This window comes from Winkia sp. C0117E2 (assembly GCF_056590455.1).
Genome location: NZ_JBWPWD010000001.1, coordinates 40155 through 58441 on the forward strand (window position 1 = coordinate 40155; position 18287 = coordinate 58441).

Here is an 18287-nt window from a genome sequence, read left to right on the forward strand (position 1 = left end):
ATGGAGGGAAAGTGGTGCAAATATGCGAATTCTCTACGATGGATGCGGCAAAGATTTTGGGTAATCATATGAATGGTTTACCCGAATGTAGGGCGCATTAAGGGATTTGCCTGCTATGGGTATGTGTAAACTAATGGAAAAGTAAACGGCATGTAAATATCGTTACTTTTTGTGCGGATGTATTCCGATTTTTTGTCCCCTATTTGATTGGACCACACATGAGCAGAATGAGCTCCCACAGGGCACTCCGGATGATGACCGGTACTATGGCGGTTATGTCGGTGTCCCTTCTTGGAATCGGGGCGGCGACTCCGACTTTTGCTGCGGACCAGCCTGTTATTGCTGCTGATCAGAAAACCGACAGGGTTATGAATTATGCGGTCAACCTGAACCGCGATGCGTCACGCGCACAACTAGATGAAGCAGTTAACCGAGCAAATGGGCTAGGTAAGGTTCTGGCTCAGTATCCAGAAATCAATACTTTCTTTGTGCAGGCATCGGCAAAGGATTTTGCAGCGAAGTATGCGAAAGAGCTTACTGCTGCCGGAATAGGCCTGCACTCCGTAGGACCTACTCGAACGAAGGAGGTTTCTGGCAAGGAGGTAGTGGTTCCGAAGCCAAATGGCGCAACTGGTGATCGAGCGGCTTCCTACGCAGCCGAGTCGGAAAGCCAATTCGTTGCAGAACGAAATTTTCAGTCTGATCCGGATACTCCTAAAGCGTGGGGTATAGCGGCGACTGGCGCGGATGAAGCTGCGAAGGTAGATGTAAAACTAGCCCCTGTTACAGTCGGGGTCATCGACTCGGGCATTGAAGGCGGCCACAAGGACCTGAAGGATCAGATCGATGCCTCTAAGTCCGTCGGTTGCAGCACGAATGGTGTCGCCGATACCAGTTACGAGGCATGGCAGCCTGATGATACTCCCGGATCAGACCACGGTACCCACGTTGCTGGCACCATTGGGGCAGCGACAAACGGAGTAGGGGTCGAGGGCGTAGCACCTAAGGCTCGTCTAGCTGCGGTCAAGGTCGTGAACCGCGATGGCTCTATCTATCCCGAATATGCCTCGTGTGGCTTTATGTGGGCCGGCCATCAGGGATTCGACGTAACAAATAACTCCTACTACGTTGACCCGTGGGAATACTGGGTTCCTTCCGAAGGAAATCAGGCGGCAGGCCTTGAAGCGGTAACTAGGGCGGTGAAGTTCTCGCAGACACAGGGAGTACTAAATATTGCTGCTGCGGGTAACTCCAATGCAGATCTAGACAATGTGAAAGTCGATAACGGCTCGCCAAACGATAATGGTGACGAGAACATCATTGAGAATCGAAATGTTGAAGGCGGTTTGGATATCCCGGCCATGTTGCCCGGAGTCGTCACCGTTTCGGCAGTTGGTTTGGAGCCTGAACCGGGCAAGCGGAAGGCAGATCTGTCGAAGGTTGATCCGAAAACCGCCAAGCTACGCAGGGCTTATTTCTCGAACTATGGTGCGACAAATGTTGATGTGGCTGCCCCCGGCGTAGACATTTACTCCACGGTTTCTAAGGCGGCCTCCGGTGGGAAAGAATACGATACCTTCTCCGGAACCTCGATGGCTTCGCCACATACGGCAGGTGTAGCTGCTCTATTGCGGGCAGTGAACCCAACCCTAACTGCCGACGAGGCGGCAGGGCTCTTGAAGAAGCACGCTAAGAAGGCCTACAACCGTCTAGAGACTCCTGCAGAAGAACTCGCGCGTGTGTCTGCTCGAAATAGAGGAGCCGTCACGCTCTCTGAAGTGGGACAGACTCCTGCAGAGAAGGAATACCGTGGCAACGGGTTTATTAGCGCACTGTCTGCTGTACTGGACGACCAGCCGGCCCCAACTATCAATGAGGTTGAGTACTCCACAGACGGGACCCATTGGGCTCCACTTGCCGGTGCCAAGATCGATAAGGACTTCAAGATTCGTGTACATGTGACCGGCCCAGCTACCGAGATAAACGCTTCTGTTTCCGGGACCAAGTTCGCATTCTCTAAGAGCGCTGACGGTGCGTTTGATGGCGATTACTGGGTTGAATCCGATCAGTATCAAGCGAAGGATTTCGCCAAAGATGCTTCTTTGAAGATCACCGCCAACGGTAGAAATAACGATGAGAGGGCAAATGACGACGCCTCGGGTGAAGTTACCTTCTCGGTAGAGGTTCCCTCCCCCAAGGCTGAACCAACTAAACCTGCCACGCCAGCGGAACCTGCCGTGCCTGGCAAGGGCGGGAAGGAAGACACCGCCAAAGAAGGTGCCTCCAGGAAAGACAAAGAAGGTGCCTCCAGGAAAGACAAGGTAGAAAACCGTACGCAGGTTGTCCATAAGACTCGTCAGTCGTTGAGCGCTACGGGTGTAGCCGGTGACGCGTTGGGAATTCTTTCGGTTGGACTTCTCGCTTTGGGATCGACGTTAGCTCTTCGTCGTACCAGCAAGAAGTAGAACTTCAACTAATCTGGTGTGGCGCTCCACTTAGGTGGGGCGCCACGCTCCTTTAAAAGTGTGGTTAGTTGAGTGAAAGGCGAAACGTTAGAAGCATTGAGCTAGCCGTGGTAATTTCGAGGGTGGCTTTACTTCCAACAAATGCTCCCGCGCTCAGAAGGCGCACTGGCAATCAGAAAGTAGGATACATGCGCCTAGTTGCATTCGATCTGGATGATACTTTGGCTCCTTCCAAGTCACCTTTGTCCCCCAAGATGGCTGAGGTATTAGAGCGACTATTAGAGCGTGTAGAGGTTGCGGTCATTTCTGGCGGTCGTTTTGAACAATTTGATAGCCAGTTGATCTCTAACCTGGGTTCGGGATGCGACCTTAGGAAGTTGCATCTATTGCCTACGTGTGGGACCCGCTACTACCGCTACAACGGTGAATGGGAGCTCATTTATGCTTTTGATCTTTCGGAGGACGCCAGGGATAAAGCTGTTGCTTCCATTGAGGACAATGCCAAGAGACTCGGCCTGTGGGAGGGCCGCACCTGGGGGCCTCGAATTGAAGATAGAGGTTCCCAGATCACTTTCTCCGCTCTTGGGCAGAATGCGCCAATTGCAGAAAAGCGGGCGTGGGACCCGACTGGAGAGAAGAAGGCAAAATTAGCAGCAGCTTTGGCCCCGATACTTAGTGAGTTAGAAGTTCGTTCGGGAGGATCCACCAGCGTTGACATCACGCTAAAAGGAGTCGACAAAGCATACGGAATGAATAAGCTCATTGAGCATACGGGTATTCCTAAAGAGGAGATGGTTTTCGTAGGGGACCGGCTTGATGAAGGCGGAAATGATTACCCGGTGATTTCCACGGGTATTAAATGCGTAAGTGTGACTGGTCCTGAGGATACCTGTCGTTGGATTGACCGTTTTATTACAACCTGCGACGCAGCGCCCACATGCTGACCGCGGCGGCCGCTGCGACATTGAGCGAGTCTACATCATGACCCATAGGTATTTTGCAGACTGTGTCCGCGGCATCTATAGCCTTTTGCGTCAGCCCGGTGCCCTCTGTTCCCAGCATGATCGCTAGTCTTGAAGTGGGATTTCTGACGAGCTCACTGTTTTCTAAGGTATCTAGAGACACGGCATTATCACTCAACGCCATAGCGATCAGATGAAAGCCTAGTTTCTTGAGCTCAGATACATCTGGAAACGATGCCCACCTGGTCCAAGGAACCTGGAAAACGGTTCCCATTGAGACTCGAACGCTCCTGCGGTAGTAGGGATCTGCGCAGGAGGGAGTCACCAAGATGGCGTCCACGTTAAGTGCCGCAGCGGATCGGAACGCGGCACCGACATTTGTGTGGTCTACGAGGTTTTCGAGAATCGCGACGCGGTGGGCACAGCGCAATGTCTGTGTCAAAGACTGGAGCTTAGGCCTCTGCATAGCCGCGAGTGCACCTCGGTGTAGGCGGAATCCAGTCAGCCTCCTAGAGGTATCTTCATCAGCTAAGAAAACTGGTATATCTCCGCCATCTGCAGCACCGGTTGCGGCTGTAATTACGGGTGCCATCGACTCCAGCCATTTTCGGGCCATTAGGAATGAACGCGGCTTGTGCCCGGTTTCAACTGCTCGTTCAATAACGTTTTTCGACTCGGCCATGAAGAGGCCACGTTCGGGTTCGATCTTTCTGCGCAACGCCACGTCCGTCATGTTCGTATAGTCGTTCAGCCGCGGGTCTTCTATGTTGTCAACCGGAATTAGCACGCTACAAGTGTGCCACTTATCCACAAATACTCCTATTCCCGTACTCCACAGGCGTGGCATATTCGACTGGTACCGGTGGAACTGAAATGGCAGCCTGAAGAGGCGCTCACCGGAAAGGCAACAATGACTTCACCAATCATTAATGAGGAATCGCGACTCTACGGAGAACGCGGGTGGACACAGGGAAGAGTAAAAGAGCTGATCCTTTCTGGAGCTAGGGTGCGTCCCTTCTGTGTTGGTTCCGACGACTACTTACCGTTTTTTGACATGGAGGCTGACACAGCGTTTGAGCTAGCGTTAGCAGTGCCCAAGAGCCAATTTGCGGATCGTCAGAACTTTTCGCCAACCTTCCTACAGATGGTTACTGCCGCTGGCGCCCATCCTGACCAGGTCCGTCTAGACGGGTACATGATAGGTCCGGAACGACCCGATGAGCGGGTAACAATTGAGGCATTAACGTGGAATCTTAGTCCCTCGGATCCACCCGTAAAACCCCACGTCTCACCTTGGGAATGGCTGAAGGAGGAGCTTTTTGGTGACGAGGAGGTATCTCCGCCAGACGAGATAGCGCCAGTATGTGGACATAATGGGTTGGGTGGGTGGTGGCTTTGGTGGGACTAGCCTAATAAGCTATAGGGGTGCTATACGAACTCCTATATGACACTGTCCTGAAGCGGACAAATCCCGAGAAAATCCACGATCTGACCATAACTGCCCTGAAATACGCTGGCACATTCGGTCCAACCCGAGCGCTTCTGTCAGTTTTCGGCAGAGGGCGAAAAGCAGCTTCCAAGAGCTTTTTGCCTAGGCCGATTCCCGGAGTTCTGGGACTTGCTGCGGGCATGGACAAAGATGCCGAAGCGGTGTTGGGCATGTGTGCGGTAGGGTTCGGATTCGTTGAAATTGGAACAATTACTCCGAAACCGCAGCCTGGAAATGATGCGCCTAGGCTCTGGCGAGTGCTAGAGTCTAGGGCCATCAGAAATAGGATGGGGTTCAATAATCAAGGGGCTGTGGCTGCAGCAAAACGCCTGGCTAAATTGCGCTCCACCCCCGAGGGCAGAGCCTGTGTGGTCGGAGCCAATATTGGCAAGAACAAGTGGACTCCGTTAGAGCAGGCACCAGAGGACTATCGTTACTGTGCTTCCAAACTGGCCCCTTATGCAGATTTTTTGGTGGTAAACGTGTCCTCTCCTAACACTCCAGGGCTACGGTCGTTGCAGGCAGTGGAATCACTTGGGCCAATCCTTGCTGCAACCCGAGAAGGGGCAAAGCAAACTGATCCTAGAGATATTCCGATTTTTGTGAAGATAGCTCCCGATTTGGTTGACGAGGATGTAGATGCGGTCGCGCAACTGGTGCGGGAACAATCGCTTGCCGGGGTAGTGGCTACAAACACCACTATCAACCATGATTTGGGCGAGGGGGGCCTGTCGGGTCCTCTAGTGAGGCAGCGAGCACTGGAAGTTGTAGCTCGTCTCCGAGAAGGATTGGGGACTGAGTTCACCATTATTGGTTGCGGCGGTATATCGTCAGTTGCCGATGCCGAGCAGATGCTTGCCGCTGGTGCGGATTTTCTGGAAGGCTTCACCGCTCTAATCTATGGCGGTCCTGCCTGGCCAGGGCGCATCAATAGAGCGCTTGGCCAGTAGATGAAGAAAAGCCCCGGCCTAAGCCGGGGATTTTTCTAGCGAATTGATTCGCCGCGTTTTATACCGGGTTTCGGTTGGCGCCAAGGGCGCAGTTGCATCATCCTTGACGCAACATACATGCCCTGTCCCGCTGGAATCGGCCTGCCCGGGAACAACTCTGCCAATTTCGATTTGATCTGCCTGTTGGTTATGAACATTTCGAGCATGGCGCTGAAGAAGATAGCGTAAATAATTCCCAGTGGAATGAAAGCCAGCTTCCCGCCCCGGGGCAGGAAGAAGGTGGCAATAAATGCAACGAACATGATCGGCACTAGGAACTCAGATAGTGTCCACCGGGTATCGATCATGTCGCGGGTCGCCTTTCGCAGGGGACCCTGGTCTCGCTCGGGAAGGTAGCGCTCGGGTGCCTTTCCGTCCATGGCCAACCGCTGCTTATTTAGGACTTCGTTACGCTTTTTCTTGCGCTCTGCCTTTTCCTCTTTAGTTAGCTTCCTGTTACCCACCACCAGAGGGCGCTCATTTCGCTTTTGTGCGTCGCGCCGCTTAGGGGTCGGCTTACTCTTTTGCCGAGCTTCTCGATTCTTTGTGGAACCGTGCTCCTGGTCGTTGTTATTAATTGGCTCACTCACATAGTGAAGACTATAGGAGGACGCCTTAGAACCAAAAAGCATTCTCGCGCTAAGCTTGTTCTATGATCGAAACATCTGAAGCACGAGCCCGCGTTGACAAGCTTTTCCCGGAGCTCGTGGAGACACTTAAAACCATTATTTCCATCCCTTCGGTGAGCTCTGACCTGGAGAATCAGGATCAGATTTTACGGAGCGCCACATTCGTGAAGGAACAGCTTGAGGCTGCGGGACTGGATGCCGAGATCTGCTACGCAAATTACGATGACGGCACCCAGGGCAGACCAGCAGTGCTGGCGCACAAGCAGGTTGATTCTGAGGCCCCGACTGTGCTGCTGTACGCTCATCACGACGTGCAGCCGGTAGGCGAGATCGATAGGTGGTCTACAGATCCATTCCAGGCGGTTCAGAAGGGGGACCGCCTATACGGACGCGGTTCGGCTGATGACGGCGCTGGCATCATCGCTCATCTTGGCGCTCTTCGCACACTAGGCGGGGATCTGCCTGTGAACGTGACCGTGTATGTGGAGGGCGAAGAAGAGGTAGGTTCCGGATCGTTCCGCAATTTCCTCGAGAAGTACAAGGATAGGCTAGCGGCGGACCGGATCATTGTCGCCGATTCTGGTAACTGGAAGGTGGGCACGCCGGCGGTGACCTCGACTCTGCGTGGGGTAGTTCAGTCGGATGTAACTATTTCGGTTGCAAAGCATGCGTCGCACTCCGGTCAGTTCGGTGGACCACTGTTAGATGCTGTTACGGTGGCTTCGATACTGATTGCGTCGTTGTTCGATGAGAATGGTGATGTAGCCGTTCAGGGTCTTGGCGGTTCGGACAAGGCTGACGTTACATATGAAGAAGAGGATTTCCGTGCTGACGCCGGTCTTCTGGACGGTGTTGAACTTGCTGGAACAGGAGATCTGGCTGCCCGTTTGTGGACGAAGCCTGCAATTTCCATTATCGGGTGGGATGTACGCCCTCTAGAAACTGCCTCCAATACTTTGGCTCCCACGACGACCTTCCGGATCTCTATGAGAACTGCTCCGGGAGTAGATTCAAAGACCGCAAATGAGGCGCTCGAAAAGCACCTGCGTGAACATGTACCTTTTGGTGCGCACATCGAAATTACTAACAACGAGATGGGGCCGTCGTACAAGGCTGCGGATTCGCAGGCAATTAAGGACTTACACTGGGCTTTGGATGAAGCTTGGCAGACTGAGTCCGTGAACATCGGCCAGGGTGGTTCCATTCCGTTTATCGCCGATTTTGCTTCTGTTTTCCCGGAAGCTGACGTGCTGGTAACCGGTGTTGAGGATCCTGAATCCCACGCTCACTCCGAGGACGAGTCCGTCCACCTGGGTGATCTGCACAATGCTGTCTTGGCCGAGGCACTGTTGCTTGTAAAAACAGCCAAGTGAAAGTAGCAGTATTTTCTTCTAACATCGAAGGCGGCGATCCGCGTAAAGTTTGCGCGGACGCCGTCTTTGGGTGGAAGCAGGCTGCCCCTGGCGACGAGGTAGTCCCTTTCGTCGGGGGACCAAGAGGGACACAGATTGCTTTGGGACTGCAGGCACTGGGATGGGAAGAAGGCCCAGCATTTGCTGTCGAGGACTGTATGGGTAACCTCGTCTCCGTACCGAGTCTGCGAAGCGGAAGAAAGATCTACATTGACTGCGCCGGTGTAGCTAATCCTCGTTCTGCCGGTCACGAGGAGGCTTTTCGGTCTGGTCCGGGTTCGAAGGGGATAGGCCTTGCGTTAGTTCACGCTCTGGAGTTAACTCCGGAGCAGCTATACGTGGCTTTGGGTCCGGCGTGCGCTGTTGATCTAGGGAGAGCTGCTTTTGAAGAGCTCGCTAAAGCGGGGTATGAACGACTCCCGGTACCTGTAACCGTACTTACTGAGGATGGTAGGCCACTGCTGGGCCTGTCCGGTACCGCAAGTGATTTCCGCGGGGAGCACCGCTCCGAGGCACTCCGCCTGCAAAAGCGAGTAAAGGAGGGCGCAGCCTTCCTTCGCTCACTGGAGGAACATAGCTTGCAACAGGCCGTCCTGATCTCGGCGGTTGGCACAGCAGAAGGATCGGGAAGCGGGGCAGGAGCCGCTGAGGTGCTTCGCCTGATGGGAGCTAAGCTAGCGCGAGCCACCTCTTGGCTCGCAAATCTGCAGGATATTCCCACGGTCCTAAATGGTTGCGACCTGGCAGTAGTATTCGAGGACGAAATTCATTCACAAGTATTGGCTTCCTCACTTAGTGCCTACGTGGGGCAAGCCGGCCAAGAGGCAGCTATCCCAACTGTAATGGTCCCGCAGAAATGTTCTTTGTCTAGGCCAGAGGTCGCCCACTTTGGAATAAATGCAATCTTTAGCCACCCTGAGCTCAGTGCTAGTGAGGTTGGCCTACGCTTAGCGCGTACCTGGTCACATCCATAGCGACACTTTGGGCTAAAAGCCATAGGGTATTGGGGTAAGAGTGCATCCGCACATGTCTAACGTGGAGGAAAGTATGACTCAGAGCGCAACTGAGGCTCCCACTCATGAGGTAACTCTAACTGAGGCTGCTGCCCAGAAGGTCCGTTCTCTACTAGAACAGGAAGGCCGCGATGACCTCCGTCTTCGCGTCGCCGTTCAGCCGGGCGGCTGTTCAGGGCTGATCTACCAGCTATTTTTCGATGAGCGTCTCCTCGACGGAGACGCAGTCAGGAACTTCGACGGCGTTGAGGTAGTCGTGGACAAGATGTCGGTTCCATATTTGGCTGGAGCCACTATCGACTTCGCAGACACTATCGAACGCCAAGGGTTTACCATCGACAACCCGAACGCGGCAAATTCCTGCGCGTGCGGGCAGTCCTTCCACTAACTCAACAAAGACTAGGAAATATGCGCAACAGAACCGTTGCCGGAATCAACCGGCTACTGGCGATCCTCGCCGTTTTTTCGATCATTGCTATAGTCCTTACCTCCTGTTCTTCCGGTGACGGCTCTCAAGCTGAAAAGGGCTTTCCGGCTGTCACCGGGAAAGCTGGCCAGAAACCGTCAATTGCTAAGGGAACAGGGCAGCCTCCTAAAGAGTTGAAGACCCGTGTACTGCATAAGGGCGATGGGCATGAGGTGGGCAAGAAAGATACAGTGCTTGCCTCTTACACCGGCCAGCTGTGGAACGGCAAGGTCTTCGATTCTACTTGGGAGAACAACAGAGGGCCTGCATCCTTTGGGCTGGACCAGGTGATACCCGGGTGGAAAGAAGGACTAGCAGGAAAACACGTGGGGGACCGCGTACAGCTGGTGATCCCGCCTGATAAAGGGTATGGCGACAAAGAAAATGGTCCAATTCCTGCCGGATCTACACTGGTATTTGTCGTAGACATCAAAGACTCGGCGAATATGACTGACACTTCAGCACTAGCTAGTGCCAAGCCTTTAAACCCGGAACTGGGGAAGGGACTGTCTGTAGCTGGCAAACCAGGAACAAAGCCGGAACTCAAGATCAGCAAAGAGTTTAAGGCACCCACTGAATTCCAGGTCACGGTTCTGAATGAGGGCAAGGGAGAACCGATCCAGGCTGACGATATTGTCGGCTACCACATCACTGCCCAACTTGTTGGCAAGGATGGCCCCAAGGATTCCCCACAATCCTCATGGGAAATGGGGGGTATCCAAAATACTCAGCAGTCGATCGGTACCAATCCGAACATGATGAAGCTATTCCTAGGCCAGAAAATTGGCTCAAGGGTTCTAGTGCAAATGCCTGCTGCCAAAGGAGCCGGGGGAGCTACCCAGGATGCGCGCGTCGTGATCCTGGACCTAACTGGTAAATTGGCTACAAAGTGACGTCGCTAGATAGATAAAGTTTTGGGAGGCACTAAGTGCCTCCCAAAACTTTATGCGGTAGGTCTACACCTTACAGGTTGACCAGGCAATCAAATTTCGTCTTAGCCGATTCGAAGCGCTGTGCCACGTTCTGCCAGTTGACGATATTCCAGAAGGCCTTCACGTAGTCTCCCTTGACATTCTGGTAGTCAAGGTAGAAGGCGTGCTCCCACATGTCCAGCATCAATAGTGGAACGGTTGCAACGGGAACGTTGCCCTGCTGATCGTATAGCTGGAAGGTGACTAGGCGCTGGCCGATGGTGTCCCACGCCAGGATTGCCCATCCGGAGCCCTGGATGCCAGTGGCTGCGGCAGTGAACTGTGCCTTGAATTTTTCGAACGAACCAAAGAACTCGTCGATGGCAGCAGCTAGCTCGCCCTCGGGCTTATCCCCACCATCCGGAGAGAGATTAGTCCAGAAGATGGAGTGGTTGGTGTGTCCGCCAAGATTGAACGCCAGGTCCTTTTCGAACTGATTGATCGCGGCCAAATCTTCCTTGTCGCGAGCGTCAGCCAGCTTCTCTAGCGCGGTATTAGCACCCTTCACATAAGTGGCGTGGTGCTTGTGGTGGTGTAGTTCCATGATCTTGCCAGAGATATGCGGCTCTAGGGCTGCATAGTCATAGGGAAGATCGGGCAGAGTGTATTCGGCCATTCTTGCCTCCTATTCGTTGTGAAGTTCCGGAATGAACCGGTGGGCCAAAAGGCCCGGTACATTCAACCTTATCTGTGAACAGGATATTTTTCTCGCACAGTCACTAAACATTAGACAGTTAAGCAGGGTCAGCAAGTTTCCTACTAAGATGTTCTTTACGGGCACAGTCCGTCACAGTCGTATGCGAGAGGAAGAAAATGGCTAGCGAACAGAATCCGGTGGAGCTGCTGGTTTACTCTGATGACAAAGAAACCCGTGAAACCATCATTACGGCAGTTGGACACAGGCCAGGCAAAGGCCTTCCCCCGGTACGTTGGCATGAGGTAGCTACCCCCGTAGCCGCTCTTGAGGCTGTAGAAGAAAAAGTATTCCCCGTAGCCGTACTAGACGGTGAAACAGCCAAAACCTCTGGATTGGTGCTGGCAAAGACAATTGCAGACACGATTGACGAAGACCACATCCCGGCGTTTATTTTTACAATCGCCCGTCCCCAGGACCAGTGGTTAGCTAACTTTTCCAAAGCTGCGGCATGCGTGCCCCTACCTATTGATCCAAAACAGATGCAAGAAGCAGTAGCAGAAGTACTAAGACAGAAACAATGAACGAATTGAAGTGGCCAGAGATTCTGGCAACAACGGTCGCCGGTAAGGACCTAACTTACGAACAAGCAAACTCGGTAATGGACCAGGTAATGACCGGCGAAGCCGGAGACGCCCGACTTGCGGGTTTCCTAACGGCGCTAGCCGCCAAGGGAGCCACGGTAGAGGAAATCCGTGGCTTGGCTGACTCGATGCAATCCCATGCAGTGGCACTCGATGTGCCAACTAACGTTTTAGACATTGTCGGCACCGGTGGCGACCAGGCACATACCGTAAATATCTCAACTATGGCATCCCTGGTCATCGCCGCAGCCGGAGTACCGCTGGTAAAGCACGGAAACCGAGCGTCGACCTCTTCATGTGGCGCTGCTGATGTGATCGAAGCGCTGGGTGTCAATCTGAACCTGAACCCGAAGCAAGTGGCTGAGGTATTCAAGAAGATCGGAATTACGTTCTGCTTCGCCAACCTATTCCACCCGTCCATGCGTTTCGCTGCCCCTGTCCGAAAGATGCTTGGTATTCCAACGGCTTTCAACGTACTGGGCCCCCTTACTAATCCGGCAGCACCAGAGGCATGCGCGGTGGGAGTAGCGAGCGAAAAGAATGCCCCGCTTGTAGCAGGCGTATTTGCAGCCAGGGGAATGCGTGGACTGGTCTTCCGTGGCATCAACCGGGGCCTGGATGAGCTTTCCGCAATTGAGCCAAACCAGATCTGGGATATCCGAGACGGCAAGGTCGAATATTCCGAGGTTGACGCTACGACGCAGCTGGGACTCCAACAGGCTAGTTTAGAAGACCTACGCGGCGGCGATCCTGCCCACAACGCCAAGGTCTTCCATCAGATCATGGACGGCCAGGAAGGTCCGATCCAAGACGCGGTGTTACTGAATGCCGCAGGTGGAATCGTTGCTTATGGTCTGAATGAACAGGTCAGCCAGGGTGATCTGGTCGATAGATTGAAGGCAGGCCTGCAAATTGCTAGGCAGACGTTGGAATCTGGCAAGCCGGCTGAGCTTTTGGAAAAGTGGATTGAACTTACGAAGTAGCCAGCTTAAGTTTTTTGTACAAACCTAAGTATTTTCCGACCCCGTCAACATCCCAGGAGGCGGGGTCGGAGTCTTTTCCTTGCCAAGAAATTATTCTGGTTCCCTCCCGCAGAATCCACTTAGAGTTTGCCAATAGCTCCTCACGGGAAAACGAAGTTTTCGCTTCATCTTCCTTTGCAGGCCACATGTTTGTTAGCGAGTCGAGGACGGGTAGGGGAGAAGTGCTGGGTGCGCTTAATGCTTTCGCTATCAGGCTTCCGTGCGAAAACCCTAAGATTTCCCAGCCTCCTTGCGGCCTCCTACGAGCGGCAATGATCTTAGGGGAGCGGCGCACCGATTTCGTCCAAAGATTTGCAAAAGCACCATCCAGAAGCGATTTTAGGTCGTCGCGGACCATAGCGGCATCCTCATATTGCTCGGCGGCTGAAAAATCTCCGATAGTTTCTATGAAAGAGCTAACGAGTGTCGAAAGATGCCCCTCCAAGAGATTGGCCGCATCAACGATTGCCTCTTCATCTTTCTTTGAGAATCCGTGGCAGGGTGCTGTGCAACCGGCAGTCTCAGCCAGGTAGCAATCCTTGGCATAGGGATGGGCTACTCGCCGCAAAGGGGAGGTGCACTGCCGTAGTCGCGACGCTCTAGAGAGTATCAAAGACGCTGCTTGCGCTCGCTTTCTGGACGAGAAGGGTCCCATTCGCTTCCCTTTAGGAACACGGGTGACTTTGAGCCTGGGCACTTCTTCCACTGTGAGCTCGACCCACCAATGCCGCATCTGATTGCGTGAGGCCCGGTTGTATGGAGGCGAAAGTCTGGCGATCTCTTGTAGTTCCAGGATTCGTGCCTGATGTTCCGAAGGCGTCCGCGTATAGGTGACTGAGGCGGCTATATCCAGCATTTCACGAATTCGACCACGGTTTTCCCCTGCAGTGAAATATGAGCGGGTCCTAGAATGCAGGTTCTTAGAAGAACCGACGTAAAGGACATCGCCTATCTGCGAACGAAAGTAGTACACCCCTGGGCAGGCGGGAATATTCTGTACCAGCGCTACCTTGCGCCTGCGTTTCAAAGGGACGGGCTTTGAAATAGTACGGACATCTTCTAGATGTGTAAGGCCTAGAGGAGCGGCCTTTTCAAGCAGTCCGTACAGCACGTCAACGGTTGCTCGGGCATCTGACAGTGCCCGGTGATCAGGAATTGTAGAGGTCGAAAATAGCCCGGCCAAGGTGCCTAACTTATGATTGCGCACCTGTGGGCGGGGCAGTACCAACCTGGCTAAAGCGAGGGTGTCCAGCACTGTCGGAGAAGGCCAGGGGTAGGCGAGGCGAGATGCCGCCCTCTTTAGAAACCCGACGTCAAAGGCAGCGTTGTGTGCAACTAGGACAGTCTGGTCCGAGAAGTAGGCGAATTCTAAGAAGGTGGGAAACACCGATGCTATGACTGGTGCCCTGCTGACAGCAGCATTTGTGATACCGGTGAGAGCGGTGATCTTGGGGGGAATGTATTGCTCTGGGTTTACTAGCGTCGAAAACTCGCCCAGAACTTCGCCGCCCCGCACTTTCACCGCCCCAATTTCTGTGATTGCCGCACCAGCGCCCATGCCTGTAGTCTCCAGGTCAACTACTACGAACGTAACCTGTTGGAGCGGGGTGCCCATCTGTTCAAAAGAGGACTGAACTCCACTGGTGGAATCTAGGGAGCGCAGTTTCGCTAGTTCTGTCGATAGCCTGGCTGTCATTACCTTCGCCTGGAGCGCAGCGCAATAGTAAGCGGGATCGGCGTAGCGAGCGCAATAACTATGAGGACACCACCTAAGAAAGCAGGCATGGTCCTTCCCATAAAGAAGAATATTGTGGCTGTGATAATAACCATAGCCCACATGGCGATGAAGATGATTACAGGCAGAGAGAGGCTAATTTTCCCCTGGGGCCTTGGAGGTGTAAAACGCTCTTCCTCGAGGCTGTAATCACGAGGTCCGCGCATTGCCATTGCCCCAGGAGAGGGCGCTTTCTTGCCCATCTGTACTCCCATGCCGGGGGCATCGGAAATATCTATTTGTTCCACAATGTCGCGGAAGCGTCGATTTAATTCCTTTTTTGACATGTCTTCCGGCCCGCCGTGCCCCAAGTTTTGCTTTCCCGTCATACGATGAAGACTAGCGCTTGCCACCCACAGGTGAAAGCTGGCAGATGCGAACTTGAAGGGAAAGACGTGTTTTATCGACTGCTGAAGGCGATTTTAGGCCCGATACTAAAGATTGTCTATAAACCTTGGATAGAGGGCGCCGAGAACATTCCCTCTGAGGGGCCCGCCATTTTGGCCTCCAATCACCTGGCCGTAATTGATTCGTTCTTTCTGCCTTTGATGATTGAACGGGAAGTTGTGTTTATGGGAAAGGCCGACTACTTCACCGGGAAAGGCGTCAAAGGCAAGCTTGTGGCTCGCTTCATGCGGGCCGTTGGCACTATTCCTGTAGATCGAACAGGTGGCAAGAAGTCGCAGGCTGCTTTGCGTACCGGGCTTCGCCGACTAGACGAGGGCGGCCTGTTCGGTATCTACCCAGAGGGTACCCGTAGCCCCGATGGGCGGCTTTACCGCGGTAAAACAGGGGTTGCCCGAATGGCACTGGAATCGGGAGCTCCGGTAGTGCCGGTAGCAATGATTGGCACCAACGTGGCCCAGCCTATTGGTACTGTGATTCCTCGCCCTCACAGGGTTGGCATCAAAGTCGGTCCGGCGTTGGACTTTAGCCGGTACCGGGGGCTAGAAAACGACCGCTTCGTGTTGCGTGCAATCACAGACGAGATTATGTATTCGCTAATGAGTCTTTCCGGGCAAGAATATGTGGACAAGTACGCAGCTGATGTAAAGCGCAAGCTCTCTGAAGAGGGTAAATTTGCCGGTCCCGTGCCTGGTGGAAAGCAGAAGTAGTAAAAATGGGCGGTGTGCGCCCAGTAACGTAAAACCTTTACAATAGACCGTGACACAGATTAAATTTCTTGGAAGGAATTGATGACTATGCGTCGCGTAGCCCTGCTAACTGCCGGTGGTTTCGCTCCCTGTCTGTCAGCTGCCGTTGGGTACCTGATCGATAACTACACTAAGCAAAATCCAGATGTTGAAATCATTGCTTACCAGAATGGCTACCACGGCTTGCTAACTGGGAACTACATTGTGGTCGACGATGAGGCTCGTAAGAACGCCTTGCATCTGACTGAGTTTGGCGGATCGCCTATTGGTAACTCGCGTGTGAAGCTCACTAACAAGGAAGACCTCCTAAAGCGAGGGCTTATTCCCGAGGGCGTAGAGCCGCTTGGGTATGCCGCCGAAAAGCTTAAGGATGATGGCGTTGACGTACTGCACACCATTGGTGGCGACGACACTAACACCACTGCTGCTGATCTTGCGGAGTATCTGCACGAGCACGATTATGAGCTGACAGTTGTCGGGCTGCCGAAGACTATCGATAACGACGTATATCCGATCCGACAGTCGCTCGGTGCTTGGACTGCAGCTGAGCAGGGGGCAACTTTCGCCGCTAATATCATCGGCGAACATCGAGTCAGCCCGCGTATGCTCATTGTTCATGAGGTCATGGGCCGTAACTGTGGTTACCTGACTGCCCAGACCGCCAAGGTTTACCGCGAGCGCTTGGATCAGCGCAACTGGGTGCCATCGATTGGCCTGTCTAAGGAACGCTGGGACATTCATGCTGTTTACGTCCCAGAGGAATCGATCGACATTGATGCGGAGTCGAAACGTCTGAAGGGCATCATGGACGAGCTCGGAAACGTGAACATTTTCCTGTCGGAGGGTGCTGGTGTAGATGACATCGTCCGCGAATTGGAAGAGGCCGGCGAAGAGGTACAGCGAGACGCCTTCGGGCACGTAAAGCTGGACACTATCAATCCGGGCAATTGGTTCGCCAAGCAGTTTGCAAAGCGGATTGGCGCTGAAAAGGTGATGGTGCAGAAGTCTGGTTACTTCTCTCGCTCGGCTGCTGCAAATAAGGAAGACCTGGATCTAATCAAGTCCATGTGCGACTTGGCAGTGGAGTGCGCTAAGGAAGGCAAACCTGGCGTTATCGGTCATGATGAAGACAATGACGACAAGCTGTCAGTCATCGACTTCGCCCGCATCAAGGGCGGCAAGCCCTTCAATGTGGACGTTGACTGGTACGTGGATCTGCTAGAGCAGATTGGCCAGCCCCGAGGCAAGAAACTAGCAAAGTAGTTTTACTCACGTGCGCCCGTCTGTCGGAACACTCCGATAAGGCGGGCGTTTGCGCTCTATCATGTGTTGCATGCTTACCGAAGATCCTAAACAGTCCTGGAGGGCTTTTCCTGCCCTGCAGCAACCGGCCTATCCGGATGAAGAAGCCCTACGAGCAGTATTGGCAGATTTGGAGCTTCGGCCCCCACTAGTTTTTGCTGGCGAGGTAGATAAGCTAAAGACCCAGATGGGGCAGGCAGGCGCAGGTGAAGCGTTTGTATTGATGGGCGGAGATTGCGCCGAGACATTCGCTGAATCTACCGCTGACCACGTCCGCCTGAAGATGCAGACAATCCTGCAGATGGCAATCGTGCTCACATACGCGGGAGGTATCCCCGTCATCAAAGTAGGCAGGATGGCCGGTCAGTACGCAAAACCGCGTAGTAGCGACTTTGAGGAACGCGACGGGGTTACATTGCCGTCTTACCGCGGCGACTCTGTCAACTCGCACGAGTTTACGAAAGAAGCACGCACCCCGGATCCGGCCAGGCTGCTGGGAGCTTACACGCATTCCGGTACCACGTTTAACCTGATTAGGGCATTCACGCAGGGTGGCTATGCAGATCTGCGGGAAGTGCATGCATGGAACCGCGGTTTTACTTCCAATCCCGCGTACAAGAAATTTGAGCAATTGGCGGCCGAGATCGACCACGCCCTTAAATTCATGAAAGCCTGCGGGGTTGATTTTGACGCATTGCAATATGTTGACTTTTATAGCGCTCACGAGGCATTGCTACTTGAATATGAAGCAGCGCTAACCAGAACCGACTCCCGTACCGACGATCTTTACAACACGTCGGCACACATGTTGTGGATTGGGGAGCGGACTCGTGACCCGAAGGGAGCTCACGTCGAGCTTCTTAGCAAGGTAAAGAATCCTATAGGCGTCAAAATAGGTCCGAACGCAAAGCCGGAGGACATCTTCGCCCTGACCGACAAGCTCAATCCAGAGGGCGAGCCTGGGCGCATGTCGCTAATAACGCGAATGGGCGCTGAGAATATCCGCGAGAAGCTTCCGAAACTAGTTGAGGCAGTGAAGGCGGATGGACGTCCATATACGTGGCTAACTGACCCCATGCACGGCAACACCATTACCTATGGTGGATACAAGACTCGGCGCTTTGACACAATCTTGGACGAGGTGAAGGGATTCTTCGAAGTACACCGCGCCCTCGGCACCATTCCGGGTGGGATTCATGTCGAGCTAACCGGCGATGACGTTACCGAAGTAATCGGTGGATCTGAGCCAGTCGGTGAGGCCGATCTGGGTTCTAGATACGAAACTTTGGTAGATCCGCGGCTGAATCATCAGCAATCCCTCGAGATGGCTTTCCAGGTAGCTTCTCTGCTAAATTCCTGAT

18 protein-coding genes are annotated in these 18287 nt (G+C 53.5%); 13 read left to right on the top strand and 5 right to left on the bottom strand.

Going from position 1 to position 18287, the window contains the following annotated elements; translation table 11 throughout:
• The first annotated feature begins 227 nt into the window (after window positions 1-227).
• Complete coding sequence (locus AC1EKG_RS00180) at window positions 228-2465, top strand: S8 family serine peptidase (protein WP_176744638.1); 2238 nt, start codon at window positions 228-230, stop codon at window positions 2463-2465.
• 188 nt (window positions 2466-2653) lie between these two features.
• Entirely contained in the window at window positions 2654-3409 is a 756-nt protein-coding gene (locus tag AC1EKG_RS00185; RefSeq protein ID WP_004805361.1) for an HAD-IIB family hydrolase, read from the top strand.
• Here AC1EKG_RS00185 and AC1EKG_RS00190 read toward each other — a convergent pair.
• Window positions 3378-4214 carry a TrmH family RNA methyltransferase gene (locus AC1EKG_RS00190; RefSeq protein ID WP_040314826.1) on the bottom strand — a complete coding sequence of 279 codons (837 nt, stop codon included), beginning with the start codon at window positions 4212-4214 and terminating at the stop codon, window positions 3378-3380. The genes AC1EKG_RS00185 and AC1EKG_RS00190 overlap by 32 nt on opposite strands.
• Before the next feature lie 75 nt (window positions 4215-4289).
• Between AC1EKG_RS00190 and AC1EKG_RS00195 the strand changes: the two genes are divergently transcribed.
• Window positions 4290-4835, top strand: coding sequence for a hypothetical protein (locus tag AC1EKG_RS00195; RefSeq protein WP_051004213.1), 546 nt, complete (start codon window positions 4290-4292; stop codon window positions 4833-4835).
• Between the two features lie 17 nt (window positions 4836-4852).
• Complete coding sequence (locus AC1EKG_RS00200) at window positions 4853-5866, top strand: quinone-dependent dihydroorotate dehydrogenase (protein WP_004805355.1); 1014 nt, start codon at window positions 4853-4855, stop codon at window positions 5864-5866.
• Window positions 5867-5901: 35 nt separating this feature from the next.
• Here AC1EKG_RS00200 and AC1EKG_RS00205 read toward each other — a convergent pair whose 3' ends face one another.
• The gene (locus tag AC1EKG_RS00205) at window positions 5902-6495 is read right to left on the bottom strand and encodes a DUF3043 domain-containing protein (protein ID WP_048707298.1); all 594 of its coding nucleotides are present in this window, start codon (window positions 6493-6495) and stop codon (window positions 5902-5904) included.
• Between the two features lie 62 nt (window positions 6496-6557).
• Between AC1EKG_RS00205 and AC1EKG_RS00210 the strand changes: the two genes are divergently transcribed.
• From AC1EKG_RS00210 to AC1EKG_RS00225, 4 genes are all read left to right on the top strand, one after another.
• Window positions 6558-7907 carry a dipeptidase gene (locus tag AC1EKG_RS00210; RefSeq protein WP_004805352.1) on the top strand — a complete coding sequence of 450 codons (1350 nt, stop codon included), beginning with the start codon at window positions 6558-6560 and terminating at the stop codon, window positions 7905-7907.
• Window positions 7904-8920 (top strand): glycerate kinase, encoded by a 1017-nt coding sequence (locus AC1EKG_RS00215; RefSeq protein ID WP_048707299.1) that lies wholly within the window; start codon window positions 7904-7906, stop codon window positions 8918-8920. Before AC1EKG_RS00210 ends, AC1EKG_RS00215 begins: the two co-directional genes overlap by 4 nt.
• Window positions 8921-8993: 73 nt before the next feature.
• Window positions 8994-9347 (top strand): iron-sulfur cluster insertion protein ErpA, encoded by a 354-nt coding sequence (gene erpA / locus AC1EKG_RS00220; protein ID WP_004805348.1) that lies wholly within the window; start codon window positions 8994-8996, stop codon window positions 9345-9347.
• Between the two features lie 20 nt (window positions 9348-9367).
• Window positions 9368-10318 carry an FKBP-type peptidyl-prolyl cis-trans isomerase gene (locus tag AC1EKG_RS00225; RefSeq protein WP_004805345.1) on the top strand — a complete coding sequence of 317 codons (951 nt, stop codon included), beginning with the start codon at window positions 9368-9370 and terminating at the stop codon, window positions 10316-10318.
• 70 nt (window positions 10319-10388) lie between these two features.
• Here the strand turns inward: AC1EKG_RS00225 and AC1EKG_RS00230 are convergent, their stop codons facing one another.
• Window positions 10389-11012, bottom strand: a complete 624-nt coding sequence (locus tag AC1EKG_RS00230; protein WP_004805344.1) for a superoxide dismutase — start codon at window positions 11010-11012, stop codon at window positions 10389-10391.
• Window positions 11013-11209: 197 nt separating this feature from the next.
• Here AC1EKG_RS00230 and AC1EKG_RS00235 point away from each other — a divergent pair, with 197 nt between their 5' ends.
• Window positions 11210-11614 carry a response regulator gene (locus AC1EKG_RS00235; RefSeq protein ID WP_004805341.1) on the top strand — a complete coding sequence of 135 codons (405 nt, stop codon included), beginning with the start codon at window positions 11210-11212 and terminating at the stop codon, window positions 11612-11614.
• Window positions 11611-12657: an anthranilate phosphoribosyltransferase gene (trpD, locus tag AC1EKG_RS00240; protein WP_048707301.1), complete on the top strand. Its 1047-nt coding sequence runs from the start codon at window positions 11611-11613 to the stop codon at window positions 12655-12657. Before AC1EKG_RS00235 ends, trpD begins: the two co-directional genes overlap by 4 nt.
• Here the strand turns inward: trpD and AC1EKG_RS00245 are convergent.
• Window positions 12647-14392, bottom strand: a complete 1746-nt coding sequence (locus tag AC1EKG_RS00245; protein WP_481067699.1) for a DEDD exonuclease domain-containing protein — start codon at window positions 14390-14392, stop codon at window positions 12647-12649. The two genes, trpD and AC1EKG_RS00245, sit on opposite strands and share 11 nt — an antisense overlap.
• Entirely contained in the window at window positions 14392-14799 is a 408-nt protein-coding gene (locus AC1EKG_RS00250) for a hypothetical protein (protein WP_004805333.1), read from the bottom strand. Before AC1EKG_RS00250 ends, AC1EKG_RS00245 begins: the two co-directional genes overlap by 1 nt.
• Window positions 14800-14802: 3 nt before the next feature.
• On the opposite strand from AC1EKG_RS00250, the gene AC1EKG_RS00255 reads away from it, so the two are divergent.
• The 3 genes from AC1EKG_RS00255 to AC1EKG_RS00265 all read left to right on the top strand — a co-directional run bounded on the left by AC1EKG_RS00255 (window position 14803) and on the right by AC1EKG_RS00265 (window position 18286).
• Entirely contained in the window at window positions 14803-15585 is a 783-nt protein-coding gene (locus AC1EKG_RS00255; protein ID WP_081499147.1) for a lysophospholipid acyltransferase family protein, read from the top strand.
• A gap of 81 nt (window positions 15586-15666) precedes the next feature.
• The gene (locus tag AC1EKG_RS00260) at window positions 15667-16887 is read left to right on the top strand and encodes a pyrophosphate--fructose-6-phosphate 1-phosphotransferase (RefSeq protein ID WP_040314676.1); all 1221 of its coding nucleotides are present in this window, start codon (window positions 15667-15669) and stop codon (window positions 16885-16887) included.
• Between the two features lie 61 nt (window positions 16888-16948).
• Complete coding sequence (locus tag AC1EKG_RS00265; protein ID WP_004805329.1) at window positions 16949-18286, top strand: class II 3-deoxy-7-phosphoheptulonate synthase; 1338 nt, start codon at window positions 16949-16951, stop codon at window positions 18284-18286.
• Window position 18287 lies beyond the last annotated feature (1 nt).